16 protein-coding genes are annotated in these 22,352 nt (G+C 62.0%); all 16 read left to right on the top strand.

All coding sequences use genetic code 11. The annotated features are described in order from the left end of the window. The first annotated feature begins 10 nt into the window (after positions 1 to 10). The 16 genes from tssC to tssA all read left to right on the top strand — a co-directional run bounded on the left by tssC (position 11) and on the right by tssA (position 22,337). On the top strand, positions 11 to 1,546 hold the full coding sequence (tssC, locus tag J3P76_RS13300; protein ID WP_434700837.1) for a type VI secretion system contractile sheath large subunit: 1,536 nt from the start codon (positions 11 to 13) through the stop codon (positions 1,544 to 1,546). 23 nt (positions 1,547 to 1,569) lie between these two features. Next, positions 1,570 to 2,925: a type VI secretion system baseplate subunit TssK gene (gene tssK, locus J3P76_RS13295; protein ID WP_434700836.1), complete on the top strand. Its 1,356-nt coding sequence runs from the start codon at positions 1,570 to 1,572 to the stop codon at positions 2,923 to 2,925. After that, on the top strand, positions 2,922 to 3,590 hold the full coding sequence (gene tssL, locus J3P76_RS13290) for a type VI secretion system protein TssL, short form (protein ID WP_434700835.1): 669 nt from the start codon (positions 2,922 to 2,924) through the stop codon (positions 3,588 to 3,590). The genes tssK and tssL overlap by 4 nt, the downstream gene beginning before the upstream one ends. A gap of 8 nt (positions 3,591 to 3,598) precedes the next feature. After that, entirely contained in the window at positions 3,599 to 5,326 is a 1,728-nt protein-coding gene (locus tag J3P76_RS13285; protein WP_434700833.1) for an OmpA family protein, read from the top strand. Between the two features lie 13 nt (positions 5,327 to 5,339). Then, entirely contained in the window at positions 5,340 to 5,831 is a 492-nt protein-coding gene (locus tag J3P76_RS13280) for an Hcp family type VI secretion system effector (protein ID WP_420234474.1), read from the top strand. Between the two features lie 141 nt (positions 5,832 to 5,972). Next, a complete protein-coding gene (gene tssH / locus J3P76_RS13275; RefSeq protein WP_434700832.1) occupies positions 5,973 to 8,630 on the top strand; it encodes a type VI secretion system ATPase TssH in 2,658 nt (885 codons plus the stop codon). Next, positions 8,627 to 11,017, top strand: coding sequence for a type VI secretion system Vgr family protein (locus J3P76_RS13270; protein ID WP_434700831.1), 2,391 nt, complete (start codon positions 8,627 to 8,629; stop codon positions 11,015 to 11,017). Before tssH ends, J3P76_RS13270 begins: the two co-directional genes overlap by 4 nt. 59 nt (positions 11,018 to 11,076) lie before the next feature. Beyond that, positions 11,077 to 11,811 (top strand): DUF4123 domain-containing protein, encoded by a 735-nt coding sequence (locus J3P76_RS13265; protein ID WP_434700830.1) that lies wholly within the window; start codon positions 11,077 to 11,079, stop codon positions 11,809 to 11,811. A 4-nt stretch (positions 11,812 to 11,815) separates the two neighbouring features. Beyond that, entirely contained in the window at positions 11,816 to 12,337 is a 522-nt protein-coding gene (locus J3P76_RS13260; protein ID WP_434700829.1) for a DUF3304 domain-containing protein, read from the top strand. A gap of 302 nt (positions 12,338 to 12,639) precedes the next feature. Next, on the top strand, positions 12,640 to 13,161 hold the full coding sequence (locus J3P76_RS13255; RefSeq protein ID WP_420767934.1) for a DUF3304 domain-containing protein: 522 nt from the start codon (positions 12,640 to 12,642) through the stop codon (positions 13,159 to 13,161). Continuing rightward, positions 13,149 to 15,440, top strand: coding sequence for a T6SS phospholipase effector Tle1-like catalytic domain-containing protein (locus J3P76_RS13250; RefSeq protein ID WP_434700828.1), 2,292 nt, complete (start codon positions 13,149 to 13,151; stop codon positions 15,438 to 15,440). The genes J3P76_RS13255 and J3P76_RS13250 overlap by 13 nt, the downstream gene beginning before the upstream one ends. Before the next feature lie 37 nt (positions 15,441 to 15,477). Next, positions 15,478 to 16,002 (top strand): DUF3304 domain-containing protein, encoded by a 525-nt coding sequence (locus tag J3P76_RS13245; protein ID WP_434700827.1) that lies wholly within the window; start codon positions 15,478 to 15,480, stop codon positions 16,000 to 16,002. Between the two features lie 27 nt (positions 16,003 to 16,029). After that, positions 16,030 to 16,287: a PAAR domain-containing protein gene (locus tag J3P76_RS13240; RefSeq protein WP_420767927.1), complete on the top strand. Its 258-nt coding sequence runs from the start codon at positions 16,030 to 16,032 to the stop codon at positions 16,285 to 16,287. Next, complete coding sequence (locus J3P76_RS13235) at positions 16,284 to 17,414, top strand: hypothetical protein (protein WP_434700826.1); 1,131 nt, start codon at positions 16,284 to 16,286, stop codon at positions 17,412 to 17,414. Before J3P76_RS13240 ends, J3P76_RS13235 begins: the two co-directional genes overlap by 4 nt. Before the next feature lie 34 nt (positions 17,415 to 17,448). After that, positions 17,449 to 20,754, top strand: a complete 3,306-nt coding sequence (locus tag J3P76_RS13230) for an ImcF-related family protein (protein WP_434702039.1) — start codon at positions 17,449 to 17,451, stop codon at positions 20,752 to 20,754. After that, positions 20,751 to 22,337 carry a type VI secretion system protein TssA gene (gene tssA, locus J3P76_RS13225; RefSeq protein WP_434700825.1) on the top strand — a complete coding sequence of 529 codons (1,587 nt, stop codon included), beginning with the start codon at positions 20,751 to 20,753 and terminating at the stop codon, positions 22,335 to 22,337. Before J3P76_RS13230 ends, tssA begins: the two co-directional genes overlap by 4 nt. Positions 22,338 to 22,352: the final 15 nt, after the last annotated feature.

Here is a 22,352-nt window from a genome sequence, read left to right as displayed (position 1 = left end):
GTAAATTCATATGTCTACTGAAAGTAATAACGTGCAATCGCGCGGCGCTACAGTATTGGCTGAAGATAAGGGAGTTTATGCAGCCCTGTTCAGTAAGATCAATTTGAATCCCATCGCAGAGTTGGGAAGCATCGAAACTTTCCAGCATGCCGAGGCGCTGTCCGAGGCCTCGGTTGACGAGCGCGTCACTGCCGCTGTCAGTGTGTTCTTGAAGTTGCTCAAGGAATCGCCGCACAGAGTGGAACGATTGGACAAAGTGCTGCTGGATGAGCATATAGCGTTGCTCGACATGCAAATCAGTCGTCAACTTGATGCGGTCATGCATCACGCCGAATTCCAAAGGATCGAATCAACCTGGCGCGGCGTAAAGTCCCTGGTCGACCAGACCGATTTTCGACAGAACGTGCGAATAGAACTGCTGGATATCAGCAAGGATGATCTGGTACGAGACTTCGAAGACGCCCCCGAAATCGCCCAGAGCGGGCTGTACCTGCATACCTATACCCGTGAATACGACACGCCGGGCGGAGAGCCGATCGCGGCAGCGATCTCCAGCTACGAGTTCGATCGTAGCCCGCAGGACATCGCCTTGCTGCGTAATATCTCGAAAGTCGCCGCGGCAGCCCATATGCCCTTCATCGGTTCGGTGGGGCCGGCATTTTTCGGCAAGCGATCCATGGAGGAAGTGGCTGCCATCAAGGACATCGGCAACTATTTCGATCGCGCCGAATACATCAAGTGGAAGGCGTTTCGCGACAGTGACGATGCGCGATACATCGGCCTGACCATGCCGAGGGTCCTGGGTCGCCTGCCCTATGGCCCGGATACCGTGCCAGTGCGCAGCTTCAATTACATCGAGAGCGTCAAGGGCCCCGATCACGACAGGTATTTGTGGACCAACGCATCCTTTGCCTTTGCCGCCAACATGGTCAAGAGCTTCATCGCCAATGGATGGTGCGTGCAGATCCGTGGGCCTCAATCGGGCGGCGCAGTCACCGACCTGCCGATCCACTTGTATGACCTGGGCACTGGCAACCAGGTGAAGATTCCTTCAGAGGTGATGATCCCGGAAACCCGCGAATTTGAATTCGCCAATCTCGGTTTCATTCCCTTGTCGTATTACAAGAACCGCGACTACGCCTGTTTCTTCTCCGCCAGCTCGGCTCAGAAACCTGCGTTGTACGACACCGCGGATGCTACCGCCAACAGCCGGATCAACGCACGGCTGCCCTATATCTTCCTGCTCTCGCGCATTGCCCATTACTTGAAGTTGATCCAACGCGAAAACATCGGCACCACCAAGGATCGTCGTTTGCTGGAGCTGGAACTCAACAAGTGGATCGGCGGACTTGTCACCGAAATGACCGATCCGGGCGATGACCTGCAGGCTTCGCACCCTCTTCGTGACGCAAAGGTGACGGTGGAGGACATCGAGGACAACCCCGGTTTCTTCCGGGTCAAGTTGTACGCAGTGCCGCACTTTCAGGTCGAGGGCATGGACGTCAACTTATCCCTGGTCTCGCAAATGCCCAAGGCGAAAGCCTGACTCGCTTTCAAGGAAATGACGCCATGAAAATCGATCGTCCCTTATGGACGTCCGGCACCCTGTTGTCTGCGCAACAGTTTCAACAACAGGCGCGCTGGGAAGCGTGGGCCAACGAGCAACGCGCCGGCTCGGCCTTGGCGCATCCCTGGGGCGTGACGGCCGTCGAGTTCGATACCGACGCATTGGGCCTTGGTAAGCTCAAGGCAACCCGGCTAAGCGTGTGCATGCCCGACGGTACCCTGCTCGACAGCGAACGGGTGGATCGTCTTCCGCCTGGGCTGGAGTTGTCGCGGTTATTGACCGACGACACCCGGGAGGCGCTCGTGCTGCTGGCCCTGCCCCTGGAACAGGCCAACGGAAACAATTGCCTGATGGAGGAGGGCCGCGCCGATCGGCCCACCCGTTACCGTCAAGACTGGCGCAGCGTGCAGGATCTCTATGCGCAGGAAGTGCAGTCGATCGCCGTGCTGGAGCACAACCTGTCGCTGCGCCTGGACAAGGACGACAACGGTGATTACCTGGTCTGTCCCATCGCGCGCCTGATCCGTGAAGGGCATGGCAAGTGGCGTCTCGATCCGGCCTACGTACCGCCATTGCTCAATTTCGCCGCGCACCCGGGTCTGTTGCTCCAGCTGGACAACCTATTGACGCAGCTGTCGGCCAAGCGGCAGCGCCTGATGGGCATGCGCCGGGAGAGCAATCAACGCATGGCTGACTTCGCTGTAGCCGATGTGTCGTTGTTCTGGTTGCTCAACGCCTTGAACACCTACGAGCCGGTGCTGGCTGATATCAAGTCCTATCCCCAGCGACATCCCGAGCAGGTCTATCTGGAGCTCGCCAAGCTGGCCGGGGGGCTGCTGACGTTTTCGCTGGAACACGATATCGACAGGATTCCAGCCTATCGGCATGAGCAACTGGAGACGGTGTTTGCACCGCTGATGCGTTGTATCGCAACGTTGCTTGAAGCCAGCCTGCCTTCGCGCGTCATAGCACTGGTTCTGGAGAACACGAGCGCCAATCGCTGGCAGGTAACGCTCAACGATGCCCGGCTACGTGAACCTGACGGCGCTGATTTCTACCTCTCGGTGCGCTGCCAGTTACCGGCGGCACAGTTGCAGGAGCAATTTCCTCGCTTGTGCAAGGTCGGCGCGCCGGCCGATGTCGACAACCTGATCAATGCGGCGCTCGACGGCGTCCCCCTGAAGCCCCTCAGCCATGTGCCCGCGGCCATCGCGCTGCGCCTGGAAAACCAGTACTTCGCCCTCGATCTCGGTCACGCCAAGGGCCAGGCCATGCTGGCCGCCGGGGCTTTTGCTTGCTACGTGCCCAGCACTTTGTCGCAAGTCCAACTTGAACTGTTTGCGGTGTTACGCACATGACGCTGAACTTCACGAAACAAACCCACGCAATGGCGAAGCATATCGACGCCTTGCTGCAGGACAGTTATTTGCTGGTGGTCGAGTTACGCCATGGTACTTCGGTACATGACACCCAGGCGCTGCAGCAGCTTTGCCTGGAACAGGTCGAGCAGGTTCGACGGCAGCTCGAACAGCTCGCGGTGGAACCGCGCAGCATCGAACACATCAGTCATGCCCAATGTGCGCTGCTCGACGAAGCCATCCTCGTCTGCACGAAGGGCCCGATACGAGCCGAATGGAGCCGCGAACCGCTACAGGCCAAGCTGTTCAACCGGCATCAGGCCGGTGAGTTTCTCTACGAGGAAATGCGCCTGGTATTGCGCGAACCATCACCGGATCCACGGGTGCTTGTCGTGTTCCATCGGGTTCTGATGCTGGGTTTCGGAGGCCGCTACACGGACCCTGACGACCCTGAGCGCGAGCAAGTGCTTGCCGCCCTCGGCGCTCAGGTCCCGCCTTTGAATATCAGCCAGAACCTTGCTACGCGAAAGGGCGGTCGCTTGGGTCGGCATCAATCCCCATGGTTCCATGGAATAGCGGTGGCGCTGCTGCATGCCGGTGTCTGGTGGGCAATGGATCACTGGCTGGCCGGCGTGGTTGTTTCCCTCATGCCCGGCCAGGCATGAGGGGCCCTATGACGATTCCATTGAAACGAGTCCTTTGGGCATGGGCCGGGATGCTTGGCGTGATATTGCTGTTCATCCTCCCGCTCGACACCCGGATACGCGTGATCGCGGTGTTGGTCATGATCGGCGTTGCGACGGTGGTTTGGGCGATGGCCAATCATCGTGCGGCTCGATTGCGCCAGTCGGTAGAGTTCGCCGCCGATGTGGCCATGCCACCCTCGTCGTTTCGTCAACCGGTGGTCCTGGTCTGCGGCGACGCCCTGGATGGCCTGTTCGGCACCGTCCCCGCCGAGCGATGGGCGCTACGCGTCACCCATCAAGGTTGCTATGTACGGGTGCCGAGTGTCGAGCAGTTGCCGAACGTGACCGAGAGCCTGCTGGCCTTGCGTCCGGGGTGGGGTGCTCAGCTCAGCGTGATGTTCGTCATCAACCCTGCGGCACACCGGAATGAAGCTGAACTGGCGGGGCGGATACGAGCGTTTCGTCACCAAGCCGCGCTGGCAGGCAGGCAGGGGGCGTCCATGCCAATGATGCTGGTGAGTTATGTCCGCGCACCTCAGCGCGTGGACCCATGGTTCTGCTGGGTGGATGGTCCTCCCAATAATCCTCGTGTTCATGATGCCGGAGCCTGTGTCGATCTGGCTGACTGGCTGCAACAGCCCACCCGTTCGGCGCTGCGGGCGACACGGTTGCATGCGGGTGTGCAGCTGAACAATGCGGTGGCGTGGCTGCACGAGGAGGTGCTGCCGCATTTCAATTCACGCGGTGACGGGCGAGGCTCGGCGGTGTGCTGGTCGATAAAGTTGGTGCCGGCAATACCGCAAACCGTGGAGGGGAATCTCTGGGAGCAGCGGCTACGTAGCAAAGTGGCGCTGGTCGACACCAGGACAGGGGAGATGCAAGCGGTGCTGCCGTTTCCGGATCCTCTGCTTAACCTGATTCCACTGCGGGCCCAACGTACCTCGATGCAGCGTGCCGCCATCATCGCCGTGTGGATGTATGCCCTGGCCGGCGGGATCGCCCTGGTCAGTTCCGCATGGCAGAACAACTTGTTGGTGCGCCAGGTCGCTGATGACCTGCGCCGCTATGCGCCGCTCCTTGAGATGGAACCTCAGGAACAACCAACATCTCGCTGGCGCCAGCAAGCCGAGGTCAACCTCCGTGAGACCGCGCATCGGCTGCAGACCTACCACCGACAGGGTGAACCCCTGGCGCTGGGCATGGGGCTATATCGCGGTGACCTTTTGCGCGAGCCATTGAGGGCGGCGCTTTCCAGTCGTCTGACGTCGTCCGGGCCAATGCCTGCGCAAGCGTCCGAACCCGTGAGGCTAGACAGCCTGTCCCTGTTCAGCCCGGGCAGCGCGCGGCTCAAGCCGGGTTCAACCAAGGTACTGGTCAAAGCGTTGGTCGGCATCAAGGCACGATCCGGCTGGCTGATCGTGATTGCCGGGCACACCGATGCCACCGGCGAAGCCGCGCACAACCTCAAGCTGTCCCGAGCCCGTGCCGCCGCCGTGCATGAATGGATGCTGCACGTGGGCGGCATGCCCGACACGTGTTTCGCCGTGCAAGGGTTTGGCGCAAGCCAGCCGATCGCCAGCAATGACACCGAGGCGGGGCGTGCGGCCAACCGCCGAGTCGATATCCGTCTGGTACCTGAAGTGGGCGCTTGTGCGTTCCCCACGACAGGGTCGGACAGTCAACCCCCAGTCGCATTCAGCGACATTCAATCTTGAAAAGGAGCTTCACATGGCAATTCCCGTTTACCTCTGGCTGCAAGATGACGGCGGCGCGCAAATCAAAGGTTCCGTGGATGTACAAAAGCGCGAGGGCAGCATCGAAGTGGTTGCTCAGGATCACAGCCTGTACATCCCGACCGATAACAACACCGGCAAGCTGACCGGCGCGCGGGTTCATACGCCGTTCCTGTTTTCAAAGGAAATCGACGCCTCCAGTCCCTACCTCTACAAGGCCGTTACCACCGGGCAGACGCTCAAGAGCGCCGAATTCAAGTGGTACCGCATCGATGATGCCGGGCAGGAGGTCGAGTACTTCATCACCAAGCTGGAGAACGTCAAGGTGGTGAAGGTCGCGCCAAAAATGCACGACATCAAAGACCCGACCAAAGAGAAGCATAACCACCTGGAACAGATTGAGTTGCGCTACGAGAAGGTCACCTGGACCTACAAGGACGGCAACATCATTCATTCCGATTCCTGGAGCGAACGCCAAAGCGCCTGAGGCGAATAAGCCCAAAGGCCACTGCGGCGCCGCCGATTGCCGGTGTGCTGGGTTGAGCGTCCGTTCGCGGGCGCTCAGCCAAGAACATCTGTTTCCCCAGTTTACCCGACCTGTCCCGGAACCCGAACAAGGATGCTCCCCATGGCACAAAGCCCCTCGCGTCTGCTTCGTCGTTTGAATCCCTACTGCGCCCAGGCCCTGAGCGACGCGGCCTCAATGTGTCAGAGCCGCGCCCATGCCCACATCACAATCGAGCACTGGTTGCTCAAGTTGCTGGGGCAGGGCGAGGGCGACCTGACCGTCATCGCCCGTCGTCACGAACTGGACCTGGAGGCGCTTTGGTGCGGCCTGCTCAACCACGTCGATAACCTGCCGCGCAGCGTACAGGCCAAGCCACAGCTGTCTGAACCGTTGCAAAAACTGATCAAGCATGCCTGGCTGCGGGCCTCGCTGGATGACGACAACGACCGGCTGCGCTCCGCCCATCTGCTGGGTGCGCTGATGGACGACCCCGGGCTGCTGGTTTGCGAAGCGGCCTGGCCGTTGCTCAGCCTCGGCGAGCTCCAACTGCAACGCCTGTTTGCTTTGCTGGATCAAGTCTCCGAAGAGCGTCCCCAAGGGCAGGAGCCTGTTGCGATAAGCGATCCCATCGCCGCCTTGAACGGAGACGCCAAGCCTGATGCACGCACGCTACTGCTGGACAGATTCACCCAGGACCTGACCGCCCGGGCTGGGGAAGGGCAAATTGATCCGGTGTTCGGTCGCGACGATGAGATACGTCAGGTCATTGACATACTCAGTCGCCGGCGCAAGAACAACCCGATCCTGGTCGGTGAGCCGGGCGTGGGCAAAACCGCGCTGGTCGAAGGCCTCGCCCTGCGCATCGCCCAAGGCGACGTGCCCGACAGCCTGAAGTCCGTCTGCGTGCGCGCGCTGGATTTGGGGTTGCTGCAAGCCGGTGCCGGGGTCAAGGGCGAGTTCGAACACCGCCTCAAAAGCGTCATCGACGCGGTGCAGCAGTCCGAAACGCCGATCCTGCTGTTCATCGACGAAGCCCATACGCTGATCGGCGCCGGCAACCAGGCGGGGGGCGCCGACGCGGCAAACCTGCTCAAACCCGCCCTGGCCCGTGGCGAATTGCGCACCATCGCCGCGACCACCTGGGGCGAATACAAGCAATACTTCGAGCGGGATGCGGCATTGGAGCGTCGCTTCCAGCAGGTCAAGGTCGACGAACCGGACGATGCCAATGCCTGCCTCATGTTGCGCGGCCTCAAGGCCCGCTACGCGAGCCACCACGGCGTCCACATCCAGGATGCGGCGGTGCAGGCGGCCGTCATCCTGTCGCGGCGCTACCTCACGGGCCGTCAATTGCCGGACAAGGCCGTCGACCTATTGGACACGGCCTGTGCAAGGGTGCGCATGAGTGTCGATTGCGAACCCCAGGCGTTGGTCCACGTCAAGGCGCGGCAGGCTGCCCTGGAACTGGAGCGACAGGCACTGGAAGCCGACCAGGGCCTGGGCAGTCGCGTCGACACCGAACGCCTCGGGCAGATCGCTGCGCAACATGCCGAATTGGAACGCGGCCGAATCGAGCTGCTGAGCCGATACAGGCAGGTGCTCGATCTCTCTCAACAATTACTCGATGCTCGCGAGGCAGAGCCGCCGCGCTGGGTGGACTGTGTCCAGTTGCAACAGGAACTGGATGCGATCCAAGGCAATCAGCCGATGTTATCCCTGGATGTCGACGCCCGCAGCGTAGCTGAGGTGATCGCCGATTGGACTGGGGTGCCCCTGGGCAGTTTGCTCAAAGATGAACAAGCGCACCTGCTGGAGCTTGAACAACAATTGGCGGAGCGCGTCGTCGGCCAGGCCCCAGCCCTCGAAGCGTTGGCTCAGCGCCTGCGTGCCGCCAAGACCGGGCTCGCCGATGACAAAGGCCCCCTGGGCGTTTTCCTGCTGGTGGGCACCAGCGGGGTAGGCAAGACCGAAACCGCCCGGGCCTTGGCCGACGCCCTGTTCGGCGGCGAAAAGGCGCTCGTCACCCTCAACCTTTCCGAGTATCAGGAAGCCCACACTGTCAGCCAGCTCAAAGGTTCGCCGCCCGGTTACGTCGGTTACGGACAAGGTGGTGTGCTGACCGAAGCCGTGCGTCAACGGCCCTACAGCGTCGTGCTGCTCGACGAGGTGGAAAAAGCCCATCGCGACGTCCTGAACCTGTTCTACCAAGTGTTCGATCGTGGCTTCATGCGTGATGGAGAAGGGCGAGAGGTCGATTTTCGCAACACCGTCATTCTGATGACCTCCAACCTGGGCAGCGACGCGTTGCAGGCCTGCCTTCACGTTCAACCCGACGCGCCGGACGGCACGTTGCATGAATGCCTGCGACCGATCCTGCGCGAACACTTTCAGCCGGCCTTGCTGGCGCGTTTCCAGACCCTCATCTATCGCCCGCTGCAAGTCGGTGCGCTGCAATCCATCGTTGCGATCAAGCTGGGCCAGGTTGCCCACCGTTTGCGGCGCCACTATGGCCTGGATTGCGAGTTCGACGATGCCCTCGGCGAAGCGATGGTTGCCGCTTGCCTGCTGCCCGATACCGGGGCGCGCAACATCGATAGCCTGCTCAACGAACAGATTTTGCCCGTGCTGAGCCAACAGTTGTTGCAACGCCGGGCCGCGCAGATAAGAACAAACGGGGTGCGCCTGGGTTATTGCCAGGAGGAGGGCATCACCCTGCGTTTCATCGATGTCGCGGACACGGCCGGGACCGGCACCGTCGCCATGGAGCCTGCGCGATGAACATGGCCACCTTCTTCGACCACAGCCGCCACACCCTGAGCGTCTGCGACCTCACAGCCCATCTCGACGTCCTGGCCTTCACCGGCGAGGAGCACCTGAGCCGGCCCTACCACTACCGCATCGAATTCACCTGCACCGAGCGCGACCTGGTGGCCACCGACCTGCTCAACCGGGATGCCTACTTCAGTCTTTACCCGCTGCCGCCACCGCCGACGCCCAAGGGCTTCGCGCCGCCGGAGATCAAGCCGCTGCGCACGTTCAATGGCGCGATCACGGCGTTCAAGCGCCTGTCCGGCTCCAACGACGAAGCCCGCTACGAGATCACGTTGCAACCGCGTTTCGCGCTACTGGCGCGGGGCAAGCAGTTTCGGATCTACCAGCACCAGTCGGTGCCGCAGATCGTCGAACACATCCTGCGCACGCGCCATGATTTCCGGGGCCAGCATTTCTATTTCAATGTGGTGCGCGACTACCCCCGGCGTGAACAGGTCATGCAATACGACGAAAGCGATCTGGCCTTCATCGAGCGCCTGCTGGCTGATGTCGGCATCTGGTACCGGGTCGTCAGCGATGACCGCCTGAGCATCGACGTGGTGGAGTTTCACGACGACCAGCGGCACTACCAGCGCGGCGTCAAGTTGCCGTGTCGCCCGCCGTCCGGCTTGTGCGCCAACGAGCAGGACGCGGTCTGGCACCTGCAAACCGCCCACCAGGTGGTGGAAAAAAACATCAACTTTCGCGCCTACCACCATCGCGAGGCCTACGCGTTCCTCGACGGCGAGGTCGACCATACCCGCCGCGCCAAGGGCACCTACGGCGAGGCCTATCACTACGGCGAACCCTACACGGTGCTGGGCGAGCGCTACGCCCTGGACGAGGACCTGCAAAGCGAAAGTGGTTTTTTCTACGCGCGCCTGCGCCATGAACTCTACCTCAATGACCAGACCCGCCTCAGCGGCACCACCAGCAGCGCCACCCTGGCCCCGGCCCAGATGCTCGAAATCACCGGCGGCGCGCCCCAGGCCTTCGAGTTCGGCGCGGTGATCGTCAGCCTGCGCACCGAAGCGGCTCGGGACCGCAGCTTCATCGCCACTTTCCAAGCGATTCCTTACTCAGAAACCGTGTGCTTTCGCCCACCGCTGCCGCCCAAGCCGCGCATCAGCGGCACCATTCCCGCCCGCGTCAGTCACCCGGAAGTCAACCCGCCGTACGCTGACCTCGACTTCGAGGGCCGCTACAAGGTGCGCTTCCTGTTCGACCGCGACACCTGGCAAGCCGGCCGCGAAAGCGCCTGGCTGCGCCTGGCCCGACCCTACGGCGGCGACACCCACGGCCTGCATTTCCCGCTGCAGGCCGGCACCGAAGTGGCGGTGGCCTTCGAGCACGGCGACCCCGACCGCCCCTACATCGCCCACGCCCTGCACGACGACCGGCACCCGGACCCCGTCACCGCCCGCAACGAGCGCCGCAACGTGCTGCGCACTCCGACCAACAACAAACTACGCATGGACGACACCCGCGGGCAGGAGCACATCAAGCTCAGCACCGAGCACAGCGGCAAGAGCCAGTTGAACCTGGGGCATCTGGTGGATGCCGAGCAGACGAAGCGGGGGGAAGGGTTTGAGTTGCGCACCGATGGACATGGCGCCCTTCGTGCGGGCAAGGGGGTGTTTATCAGTGCTGATGAGCAAACCCAGGCCAAGGGCGACGTCCTCACCATGGACCCGGCCACCGCCCAGGTCGAAGGTGCCAGACAGCAGATGGCCGAATGGCAGGACATCGCCCAGGCCCACCACAGCCGCAAACCCGACCTGCGCGGCTTGGAACAACTCCAGGCCGATGCAAAAGACCTTTCGGCCGCCGCCATCCTGCTCAGCGCCCCCCAGGGCATCGGCGCCGTCACCCCGGCCAGCCTGCTGCTCAAGAGCGGCGACGCGCTGTACCTGCAAAGCCACAACGAAATCAACCTCGCCGCCGCCAAGCGGCTGTCGGCCCACGCCAACCAGGGTATCTCGCTGCTGGCCCAACAGGAAGGCCTGCGCCTGGTCTCCGGCAAAGGTCCCCTGGACATCGAATCCCACGGCGATGGGCTGGGCATGAAAGCCCAGCAGGACATCACCGTGCAGTCGGTGCAGGGGCATGTGCAGGTGACGGCGAAGAATGGCCTCACCCTGGCGTGTGGGGGTGGGTTCATTCGGATTACAGCCGAAGGCGAAATCCAGATTCATAGTCCTGGCCTAGTCAGTATCAAAGGGAAGCACAGACTCGACCGCCCCGGTGGCGAGACGTTTCCGCTGCCTGAGTTACCCGGTTCGGTGTGCAAAGAATGTTTGAAAAGGGCTAGGGCAGCCGCCCAGGGCTTCATGCCCAGGGGGGCATCGATATGACTTCAATGCAACGCCATGTCTGGCTTGACTTGCTAGAGGCCTCTGGTGCCAGGAGCGGCTTGTACCATCTCGATGTAGTTGTGGATCAGGCTGGCAGCAACGCCCCGTTATTGCCCAGCGTATTGAGCGTCGAGCCGCCGTTGCAATGGCGTTCGCTGTTCACCGGTCTGCCCGAGGAAGGCGCTAGCGAACTGGCGCCGTTGTTGCTGCGTATCGACCTGACGCAGCCACTGCAACGGCAGTGGCTTGGCTGCCTGATGCACGAGGTACGCGATCGTTCGCAATTGATGGTGTTGGCCTCGCCTTGGCTGTTCCCAGCATTGGCCGAACACCTCGGTCGCTGCTTGGAAGTGTCCAACGGCGGCTGTACGGGGCTGCTGCGCTATTACGACCCGCGTCTGTTTCCGCTGCTGTTCAGCCACGTATTGGAGCCTGCACAACAGCAACTGCTACTTCGTCCCGCAGTGTTCTGGAGCTGGCTTGATCGTGACGGCGTTCCCGGCCACTTGCCTGGCGCTCCTGGCGAACCCTTGGGCTCGGAAGATTTTCGCCCCTTGGACCTTAGCGACAGCCAGTTGGAAGTTCTTGGTTGCGCAAGTGATGCGACGTTGGCAATGAGCAAGCTGCTTGCTGCACGCCCAGCGACATATGGGAATGAACAATTTTTTCACCAGTGTTACGCGGCGATGCTCGACGCCACCGAAGCGGGATTGCTTCTGGGGCCCGAGCGGGAAGCGTTCGTTCTCAAACGATTGCTCGCGCCCGAATCGACAGCATTTAACAGAGGGAAGTGACTTTATGCCCACGTGTTTGATAGCCAGACGCGTCGTTGGGATTGCCGCAGGTTTGACCGCCATTTCAATCACTTCAAGTGGGGTGGCGAACACCTTGGAAGCGATCAATCACACTCATTGGGCGATCAACCGATTCAGTGTGGATGGGCGTTCGGGGATTGACGTTATCGGGCCTTACCAGGGTGGCGGGGGCGGATGTTGTTACGTCGCGCCGTCGCGTTGGCAGCAGGGAATGACGGTGCGGGTTGAATGGGAGGCAGGTGTGGCTTACCCCGATGGGTTTCCTGGGTATGCCGACTGGCCTAGATATTTGGCTTGGGAGAAGCAAATAAGCGCGCAAACGCGGCAGCACCGCAAACAGGTGCCCGTCCCAGACTACACCGGCCAAAAAGTCTGCGGCCTGACCGTGCACTTCCTGCCCTGCGACGACATCCAGGTCACCACGTCCTGCTACGCCTATGGCAGTCCCGAATACCCGATCAAGACCCCGCTCAACTTACCGGAGCCCACCTCATGTCCGAGCTGAAGCACGCCCCGATCTGGTATCCGCCGGCATTCCCGGTCCAGGGCCGCTTACCCAGAGATGTCGGGCTGGTTTACCAGAACCTCAATCGCCAATGCGCTCTGGAGCATGACTATCACGACTCCCTGTGCGTCGCCGCTGGGCGCAGAGTGATGCCTCCATGCTGCAAGACCGTGCACATCAGCCTGTTGCAGCCCGGCCAGGTCACGTTGCTGGGATTGAAGCTGTATGTCTACGGTTTTTCCCGCGGAGCGACGGCGGCCCGGGGTTTTGTAAGTTGGCTGTTAACAGAGGGAAGTGACTTTATGGCCACGTGTTTGATAGCCAGACGCGTCGTTGGGATTGCCGCAGGTTTGACCGCCATTTCAATCACTTCAAGTGGGGTGGCGAGCACCTTGGAAGCGATCAATCACACTCATTGGGCGATCAACCGATTCAGTGTGGATGGGCGTTCGGGGATTGACGTTATCGGGCCTTACCAGGGCGGCGGGGGCGGATGTTGTTACGTCGCGCCGTCGCGTTGGCAGCAGGGTATTACGGTGCGGATCGATTGGGAGACGGGTGTCGCTTACTCCTATGACAATCCTGGCTATGCGGACTGGCCTAAGTACCTAGCCTGGAAACAAAAGCTAAAAGCGCAAAAGCAGCAGCATAGCAAGATGGTAGAGGTCCCAGATTATACGAACCAAAGAGTCTGCGGCCTGACCGTGCACTTCCTGCCCTGCGACGACATCCAGGTCACCACGTCCTGCTACGCCTATGGCAGTCCCGAATACCCGATCAAGACCCCCCTCAACTTACCGGAGCCCACCTCATGTCCGAGCTGAAGCACACCCCGGTCTGGTATCCGCCGGCATTCCCGGTCCAGGGCCGCTTACCCAGAGATGTCGGGCTGGTTTACCAGAACCTCAATCGCCAATGCGCTCTGGAGCATGACTATCACGACTCCCTGTGCGTCGCCGCTGGGCGCAGAGTGATGCCTCCATGCTGCAAGACCGTGCACATCAGCCTGTTTTTCGACGGCACCGGCAATAACCTGAACAACGACCTGTACGAGTCCTCGACACCGCACCCGACCAATATCGCCCGGCTGTTTCGCGCCAGCATTGGCGCCGGCCATGCCGGCGGTACCGCCCACAGCGACAAGGCCGAGCGCCTGGTCGATGCGCCGGGTAATGGCAATGGCCAGTATTTCAAGTACTACATGCCCGGCGTGGGCACACCTTTCCCGGAAGTCGGAGACCTTGATTACAGCGAATCGGGCTTGGCCACCGCCTGGTACGGTGAAGAGCGGATCAACTGGGGGTTGATGATGCTCATCGATGCCCTGCGCCGCACCTTGAACCAACCACGCCTGGACAATGCCGCGCTGCAGGTGGCGGTCAAGGCCATGGGCACGGCGCTCGGCCTGGGTTGGGGGACCGGCCACGCCAATCGCAGCCGCGAGTTTCGCAAACAGTTGCAGGCGTTGGCCAAGCCCCTGCAACTGGCCCTGACGCAGCCGCAGCCCGGCCAGGTCAAGTTGCTGGGATTGAAGCTGTATGTCTACGGTTTTTCCCGCGGAGCGACGGCGGCCCGGGGTTTTGTAAGTTGGCTGGATCGATTGTTGTCCGACTTGGCGCTGACGCTGCCGATGGCGGATATACGGGTGCCCCTGAGCGTGGAATATCTGGGTCTGCTGGACACCGTGGCCTCTGTGGGTATCGCCGACATTATTCCAGGCGCCCAGGGGCACATGAGCTGGGCCGATGGTAACCAGCACCTGCCGGAGAGCGGATTGGTGAAGCGTTGCCTGCATTTGGTGGCAAGCCATGAGCAGCGGTTGTGTTTTCCATTGGAATCGATTCGCCGTGAAAACGGGGAGTACCCGGCTAATAGCCAGGAGGTGATCTATCCGGGGGTACATTCGGATCAGGGTGGGGGGTATCCGCCAGGGGATCAGGGGAAGGCGGTCGGTAGGGACGATCGTATGCTGCTTTCACAAATCGCACTGAATGATCTGTATGCCGATGCGTTTGCCCATGGCGCACCTTTGAAGGTTCCTCCTTTAGCGGTGCCGACAGTGTTGCGCCATGAACACTGGCGAACGATGGAAACAGAACTAGAGGTAGAGTTCGGTGTGTCTTTGATCCTGATCGAGCGTTTTAACGCCTGGCGCCAAGTCACCTTGGACCTGCCAGCGGTAACGCAACCGTTGCCCATCGAACAGATCGAAAGCTACCAACCCTTACCGACCACCCTCAGCCTGGAAGAAGCCCTACGCACGCAACTGGACTGGATCACCGCCTGGCGCATCGACCGCTACGCCTTTGCCAGCCTTAAACAGACAGGCTTCTACCAACAGGCAAGCGATACCGAAGCCGACAAGACTGTCCGTGAAGCTGCCGAACACAAGCGTGATGCAGAACAACAAGCGATCGAAAGGCATCGCAAACTGCAGATGGTCGCCGAACGTATAGGCCGTGTCCCGAAAAAAACACTGAAACCCGGCGTAAAGGATTTCGACGCGGACATGGCGAAAACCCAGCTGCGCGAAGCGGCCGAAGAGTTCGCTGAGGTTTACCGGAGCGAGGGTCGCCAGGATCCGTTGGCCCTGCTGGCGCTTGGTCTGGTTGCCGGCCCAGAGCCGTTCTGGGTTGCCACCCAGATCCGTGCCGAGCGTGAACGAATGAAAGCGGCCGGCCAGAAGTTGGTCAGCCAATTGTTTCCACCCCCTCGGTCCCAGATAAACCATCAGAACGAAACCTTTCGCGGCAACGTCGACGAAAGCCGCAATGCCGAACAACCCGAAGGGTTGTTGCGTGCGTTATTCGACGACCACGTGCACGACTCCCGCGCCTGGTTCCTCTACAAGCTTGGGCGCGAACCTTGGGGCAGCTTCTTGCGAGACCGCATGGTGTTCTTCGGCGAGAGCGACAGCCGGGCGCTGGCGCTCTACAGCGAAAACGCCCAAGGCCAGTGGGCCCAAAGACAGCCAAAGTCAACCAGCGACCCGGTGCCGCTACACATGGATGTTGAACGCCTGGCCCAGGTGCAGAAGGACATCGATGAGCTTTGGAAGGATTTTTATGCAAAGGCCAGGGAGACGAACGATGCGCCGAGCTGAACCTTTGCTTCGCCACCCTTCAAGAGGCAACGCTCCGATGCTCAGGCCCAGCCCGTGGCATGCGCTATTGCTAGCCTGGTGTGGTTTGTTGGGCGCGGTGCTCGCGTTCAACGTCTCTGCCAGTACGCTCGAAGCCATCAATCACACTCACTGGGCGATCAACCGATTCAGTGTGGATGGGCGTTCGGGGATTGACGTTATCGGGCCTTACCAGGGTGGCGGGGGCGGATGTTGTTACGTCGCGCCGTCGCGTTGGCAGCAGGGTATTACGGTGCGGATCGATTGGGAGACGGGTGTCGCTTACTCCTATGACAATCCAGGTCTTGCTGATGAAGCCAAATACGACGCCTGGCTCGACAAGATCGTCGCGCAAAAGAGGCGGCACACCAAGCAAGTCCCCATCCCCGACTACACCAACCAAACAGTCTGCGGCCTGACCGTGCACTTCCTGCCCTGCGACGACATCCAGGTCACCACGTCCTGCTACGCCTATGGCAGTCCCGAATACCCGATCAAGATCCCGCTCAACCTGCCGGTGCCTACGTCGTGCCCGCAGTCCTGACCCCATTCATTACAAGGAGTTGAAATTATGAAAGCCATCATTCGCCAAGGCGACACCCTCAAGGAATACGGAGGCGAGGTATTGGGGGGCCACTACCTATGCGACGGCCTGTCCATTGCCTGTCAGGGGGATGCGGTGCGCTGCAACCTGCACGGCCGTACCGAGATTGCCGAGGGCAGTGACCTGATGGAAGTCGACGGGTGCCCCGTGGCGCTGGATGGTCACCGCTGCGGCTGCAATTGCACGTTGGTCAGCTCCGGGCCTGATACGCTGGTGGCCTCATGATCCCGGCGCCGGAGTTCGCGCCTTACCCTGCGTCACGGGCGCCCGGATACAGGCGCTGGATAGCCGGAGTCGCGGGGCTGCTGATTTTGTTGGGCGGCGCCAGCGCGCTCCTGGATGGGGTCGTAGAGCCGCGCTTGATGGTTGTCGGCGCGATCACGACGTTGCTGGCATGGTTGCTGGTGCTGCTGTTGCGTGTGTTGCGCTACCGATTCAACCGACACAACGCTCGTTGTTATGCCGAGGCGGCGCAACGGATCCAGCGAACCTGGTGGGCGCATCATCGGCAAAAAGCCGCGTTGGTGGACACTGTCTTGCTCGGGCCCGCCTGCCTGACCCAGGAACACAGGCAGAATCTGCTCAACCCGGATCAACCTGCGCCCATACCGCAAGAAACGCCCGAAGGCCTGGCGCTTCGTCTGCTTCAGGTATTCGGTGACGACCTTACCGAGCGCGAGCGGCAATTGGCCGTTTTGCTCGCCCTGCAATGGTGTGAGCAACAAACCGAGCCCATCGTCTTGCAGCCGGTGCGTTGCTATTGGCAGGGTTCCGTCGAGTCCTGGGCGGCGTTCGTCGAGCAAATGGCCGAATCCTGTCCCCAGGTTGAACTGCCGGAGCGACCTGAGCCCTGGCAGGGCATTCGCAGCCTGGACGCAATCATCGACCAGCTGCAGAGCGCCCCTTCGGATGCGCGCATTCTCTGCGGCGGTTGCCAATCCTCGTCACCACAAAAAGACAGCCGCTTACCGGCCGGCGAGGCGGCGCTGCTTTGGCTGCTGGGCCCTGAGCAAGGCATCGGTTTGTTGCGGGGAGAATGGTCCACCGATCAAGAGTCGGTGGTAAAGGTGGCCGAACGAGCCGTCCAACAAAGCGAACTGCAGGCGCCCGCCAAAGTGTGTGTGTCGTTCTTCCAGCCCGACATAGTCGACCTGTCTGCCATTGGCTGGAACACCAAGCAAAACGTGCAAGACCACAATTTCGGCACGCTGGCGAATCTGGAGGCCATGGTCGCGCAGACCCTTGCCGCCTGGCACGCCGAGCAACACGGTGAGCCCTGTGCCTGGCTGGCTTGCGATTCCCATTACACCTTGGCCCTCGGAATTGTGAAACCCCATGACTCAAACAGATGAACCTCAAAAAATCTCTTCCTGGCTTACGGCGCTTCTGTTGGCGTTGATCTTGGCCGTGTTTGTTGCCTTGGCAGGCGGGGGGTGGTGGTTATGGACTGGGCAACCCGTCGACCGCGTTGTGCTGTCGGACCTGCTGCTCAAGGCATTTTTTTGCTGGGCATTGTTGTTCGCGATGGCGATATTGATGTGGCAAATCATGCAGAACGGGATCAGAGTTCTGGTGCGTAGCACCCAGGTGACCTCATCACGACCTCAGGCCAGGACGCCTGAATCGATACTGGGCGCAGAGCTACGCGAAAACCTCCACTTCCAATACGGCCCCCTCTGGCGCCACAAGGTCCGTCTGCTGCTCATCGTCGGCGAGCCCACCCAGATCGCCGCCATCGCCCCGGAGCTGGCGAAAAAGAAATGGCTCGAAGGCGAACGCACCGTGCTGCTATGGGGCGGCAGCGTCCAGGAAGAATTGCAAACCCCGCTGTTGAACCCATGGCTCACCCTACGCCGTTGGCGGGCGCTGGACGGGGTGGTCTGGGCGCTGGACAAACCGCAAAGCACCGATGCGGTGGCGCTGGCCAAGGGCATGCGGCAGTTGCAGGGGCTGGCTCGGCGGCTACGCCGACGGTTGCCGTTGCACTTGTGGCAGGTGTGCGAGAGCGGCTGGTCCCAGGACGGGCGCGAGAGCCAGCCGGTGGGTTGTCTGTTGCCGGCCAAGGTGACGCCGTCGCTGCTGGAGGCGTGCCTGGAGGATCTGGTCGAGCCGTTGCGTTGCCAGGGCTTTGCCCAGATGAAGATCAAGAAGCGGATGCACCACGATTTCCTGCTGCGCCTGTCCCGGGATTTGCAGGCCGAGGGCATTGCCCGTTGGCGGCAGGCGCTGGCGCCGTCGTTGAGTGGGTTCAACCCGGGGGTGATGCTGCGAGGGTTGTGGTTCAGCCTGCCACTGCGCGTGACGCAAAGCGCTGACGGCGAGCATTTCTGGTGGCCGGACCCGGCGTGGCACGGCGTGCAGCGCGACAAGGCCGTCGGCGCGCGGTTGGGGTGGGGCGCGCCGCGAGTCGTCTATGGGCTGTTCATGGGCCTGGCGCTGGTGTGGGGCGCGGGGATGGCGCTGTCCTTTGTGAGCAATCGGGCGCAGATCGTCGAGGCGCAGGCCTTGTCGACGGCGTTGCAACAGTCATCCACCCAAGAGGAGCAACTGTTGGCGCTCGAAGCGCTCGTCCACGTGCTGGCTCGCCTGGATCACCGTGTCGTGTCCGGTGCGCCGTGGTACCAGCGCTTTGGCTTGAACCGCAATGAAGCCTTGCTCGAACTGTTGTGGCCCCGGTATGTCGAGGCCAATAACCGCCTGGTGCGCGACCCGGCGGCGGCGAGGTTGCGCGGGCAACTGGAGGCGCTGGTCAAGCTGGCGCCGGGCAGCCCCGAGCGCGTTGAGCGCACGCGTATGGCCTACGATCAGCTCAAGGCTTACCTGATGATGGCGCGCCCGGACAAAGCCGAGGCGCCCCTGTTGGTCAAGACCCTGGGCCACGCCGAACCCACGCGTGACGGAATTTCGCCAGGGCTCTGGCAGACCCTCGCACCGAACCTGTGGCAGTTCTACGCCGAGCAACTGGCCGCGCACCCGGACTGGCGCATCGAGGCCGACCCGCGGTTGGTGGCGCAGGTGCGCCAGGTGCTGCTCGACCAATTGGGCCAACGCAACGCCGAGGCCAGCCTGTATCAACGGGTGCTGGACGACGCCACCCCGCACTATCCAGCCCTGGGCCTGCAACAGATGGTGGGCGACACCGAAGCCGCCGGGTTGTTTTCCAGCAAGGCCAGCGTGCCGGGAGTGTTCACGCGCCAGGCCTGGGAGGGCCAGGTGCGCCAGGCCATCGATGACATCACCCAGGCGCGCCGCGAAGAAATCGATTGGGTGCTCAGTGATCGCCCCGGTGACATCGATGTGCGCTTGACGCCCGGCGAGCTCAAGGCGCGCCTGACCGAACGTTATTTCAAGGACTACGCGGGCGCCTGGCTGGTGTTTCTCAACAGCCTGCGGGGCAATCAACCCAAAAGCCTGGATCAGGTCATCGACCAGTTGACGCTGATGAGCGACGTGCGCCAATCGCCGTTGCTCGCGTTGATCAATACCCTGGCCTATCAAGGGCAAGCGGGCACCCGCGTCCCGGCCCTGGGCGACTCGCTGATGAGGTCCGCGCACAAGCTCATCGGCCCGGACAAGGCCCCGCCCATAGACCCGCTGGCCGACCTGCCGAGCGGCCCGCTGGATCCGACGTTCGGCCCGTTGTTGGCCTTGCTGGGCAAGGGTGGCGCTGACCATTTGAGCCTCCAGGCCTACCTCACCCAAGTGACCCGCGTGCGCCTGAAACTGCAACAGATCAACACGGCCAGCGACCCCATGGAAATGACCCAGGCCCTGGCGCAGACGGTGTTCCAGGGCCGGGGCATCGACCTCACCGATACCCAGTCCTATGGCCGTCTGATGGCCGCCAGCCTCGGTGCGCAATGGGCCGGCGTGGGCGAAACGCTGTTCGTGCAACCGCTGGAACAGGCCTGGCAGCGAGTGCTGCAACCGTCAGCGGCGGGCCTCAACAGCCAATGGCGGCGTTCGATCGTCGAGCATTGGAACGCGGCCTTTACCGGGCGTTATCCCTTCGCCGCGACGGCCAGCGACGCTTCGTTGCCGATGCTGGGGCAAATGATCCGCGCCGACACGGGGCGCATCGAGCGTTTTCTCCACAGCCAGTTGAGCGGCGTGTTGCGCAAGGAAGGCAACCGCTGGGTGGCCGATCCCCGCCACGGTCGCGGTTTGCGCGTCAATCCCCAATTCCTGGAGGCGGTCAATCAACTGAGCGATCTGGCCGACGTGCTCTACACCGACGGCGGCCTGGGCTTGAGTTTTGAACTGAGCGGCAAAGGCGTGCGCGATGTGGTGCAAACCACCTTCATCCTCAACGGAGAGAAACACCACTACTTCAACCAGAAGGAGCGCTGGCAGCGCTTCGGCTGGCCAGGACGCAGCGACTACCCCGGCGTCAGCCTGACGTGGACCAGCGTCCACACCGGCGAACGGTTGTTCGCCGACTACGCCGGCGCCTGGGGGCTGATCCGCTTGCTGGAACAGGCCACGTTCACCGCGCTGGACGATGGCGACAGCCGCTACCGCATGGTGCTCAAGGCGCCCGATGGTCTGGGCCTGACGTGGCACCTGCGCACCGAACTGGATGCCGGGCCGATGGCGCTTCTGAAGTTGCGAGGGTTTACGTTGCCGGGGCGGATATTTTTGGCTGAGGGCGGGCCAGCGGTGCCTCTGGCGCGCAATGAGGTGCTCCGATGAGCCTGCAAAACCTGATCACCCATTGCCTGGGCAAGCGCGACGCCTTGGCCATCGCCCGTGAACAGGCCGAACGCTGGCAACCCTGGCTGCAGCCCATCAGCGAAGCGGCACCCGTTGGGCACGACCCTGGCTATGACGATGATTTTCAATGCATGCGCGAAGAGGTTGGCAAGCTGTCCGGCGCCGATGCTGAACGAGTGGCCCAACTGGGTGAAAAGCTACTGACCCGCAAATGTAAGGATTTACGCGTCGCCACCTACTACGTGTGGGCTCGCTTGTGCAGGGACGGCGAAGCCGGGCTGGCCGACGGCTTGAGCCTGTTGGCGGCGCTGGTGGAGCGGTTCACCGATACGGTACTGCCCGTGCGACCGAACAGCCGCAAGATGGCGTTGCAGTGGCTGGCCGGCGAAAAGCTGCTCGATACGCTGTGGCGGTATCCGGAGGTGGTGAAAACCGAAGCCGAGCGCACCGCCGCGGCATTGGCCTGGCTGGAGCAGGGCCTGACGGCATGGCCTGACGATCAGCGTCCTTGCCTGGGGGCCCTGTATGCCGCGCTATCCGCCCGATTGGCTCGGTCCGAAGGCATGGAGGCGCTGGTCCCGCAGAGTACCGCCAGCCAGGAATCGCAAGCCCAGGCCGGGGCTTCGGCTGCTATCGCGATCAAGTCCGGTCGGGATCTGTTGGACCACGGCCGGGCCTTGGCTGGTTATCTGCGTGATCAACCTCAGGGTTGGCTGGCGGCCCACCGCGTGATGAAGAGCCTGCGCTGGGACACGGTGCAAGAGGCGCCGCCCGAGGACGCCGATGGCAACACCCGGCTGACGCCGCCCAAGGCTGACTATCGGGCGCAGCTCAAGCGTTTGTACTTGCAGCAGGGCTGGACCCAGTTGCTCGATCACGCGGAACGAATCTATGCCGAAGGCGTGAACCATTTCTGGTTGGATTTGCAGTGGTATGTGTATCAGGCACTGAGTCAGCAACCGGCGCCGCAGGTGTGCTGGGCTGATGTCGTCCAACGTGACCTGGGCATGTTTTTGGATCGGTTGCCGGGGTTGGAGCTGCTGCGCTGGCGCGACGGCACGCCTTTCGCCGATGAGACCACACGTGAGTGGATTGCCCAGCAAGCCAGCGCAGACCGCCCGGAGCAAGGGTTGGTCGCGCCATCGTCGGCACCGGTCATCGGCGATGCCGACATCTTGTCGTGGGAAACCGAAGCCCTGGCGCAGGCCGACAAAGAAGGGGTCGAGCAAGCGCTGGCTTGGCTGGCGGCGCGCCCGGACATTGTTTGCGCACGCCAACGATGGCTGCTGCGCCTGCTGATGGCGAGGGTGGCCGAACAGTTCGGCAGAAGTGAGCTGGCCATCCATCTGCTGGGGGAACTGGACACCGCTTCACAGCACCATGACCTGTGCGTGTGGGAGCCCGAGTTGTATTTCGAGGTCAAGGCTCGCCTGCTCAGGTTGCTGCGGGTCAAGGCCCAACGCAACGACACGGACAAACCTGCCCTGGCCCGACGCATGGAACCTTTGTTGGCGGCGCTGGTGGCCATCGATCCGGTACGTGCCGCTGTGCTTTGCGGCTGACACTCATTTCAGGAC

The sequence above is a fragment of the Pseudomonas sp. D1-36 genome, from assembly GCF_051132205.1.
GTDB lineage: Bacteria > Pseudomonadota > Gammaproteobacteria > Pseudomonadales > Pseudomonadaceae > Aquipseudomonas.
The sequence above is the reverse complement of the archived record's forward strand: the minus strand, read 5'-3'. Positions and strand labels throughout refer to the sequence as shown.

Coding starts and splice junctions, on each gene's coding strand:
- tssC (WP_434700837.1), top strand. CDS start 11: ATGTCTACTGAAAGTAATAACGTGCAATCGCGCGGCGCTACAGTATTG.
- tssK (WP_434700836.1), top strand. CDS start 1,570: ATGAAAATCGATCGTCCCTTATGGACGTCCGGCACCCTGTTGTCTGCG.
- tssL (WP_434700835.1), top strand. CDS start 2,922: ATGACGCTGAACTTCACGAAACAAACCCACGCAATGGCGAAGCATATC.
- J3P76_RS13285 (WP_434700833.1), top strand. CDS start 3,599: ATGACGATTCCATTGAAACGAGTCCTTTGGGCATGGGCCGGGATGCTT.
- J3P76_RS13280 (WP_420234474.1), top strand. CDS start 5,340: ATGGCAATTCCCGTTTACCTCTGGCTGCAAGATGACGGCGGCGCGCAA.
- tssH (WP_434700832.1), top strand. CDS start 5,973: ATGGCACAAAGCCCCTCGCGTCTGCTTCGTCGTTTGAATCCCTACTGC.
- J3P76_RS13270 (WP_434700831.1), top strand. CDS start 8,627: ATGAACATGGCCACCTTCTTCGACCACAGCCGCCACACCCTGAGCGTC.
- J3P76_RS13260 (WP_434700829.1), top strand. CDS start 11,816: ATGCCCACGTGTTTGATAGCCAGACGCGTCGTTGGGATTGCCGCAGGT.
- J3P76_RS13255 (WP_420767934.1), top strand. CDS start 12,640: ATGGCCACGTGTTTGATAGCCAGACGCGTCGTTGGGATTGCCGCAGGT.
- J3P76_RS13250 (WP_434700828.1), top strand. CDS start 13,149: ATGTCCGAGCTGAAGCACACCCCGGTCTGGTATCCGCCGGCATTCCCG.
- J3P76_RS13245 (WP_434700827.1), top strand. CDS start 15,478: ATGCTCAGGCCCAGCCCGTGGCATGCGCTATTGCTAGCCTGGTGTGGT.
- J3P76_RS13240 (WP_420767927.1), top strand. CDS start 16,030: ATGAAAGCCATCATTCGCCAAGGCGACACCCTCAAGGAATACGGAGGC.
- J3P76_RS13235 (WP_434700826.1), top strand. CDS start 16,284: ATGATCCCGGCGCCGGAGTTCGCGCCTTACCCTGCGTCACGGGCGCCC.
- tssA (WP_434700825.1), top strand. CDS start 20,751: ATGAGCCTGCAAAACCTGATCACCCATTGCCTGGGCAAGCGCGACGCC.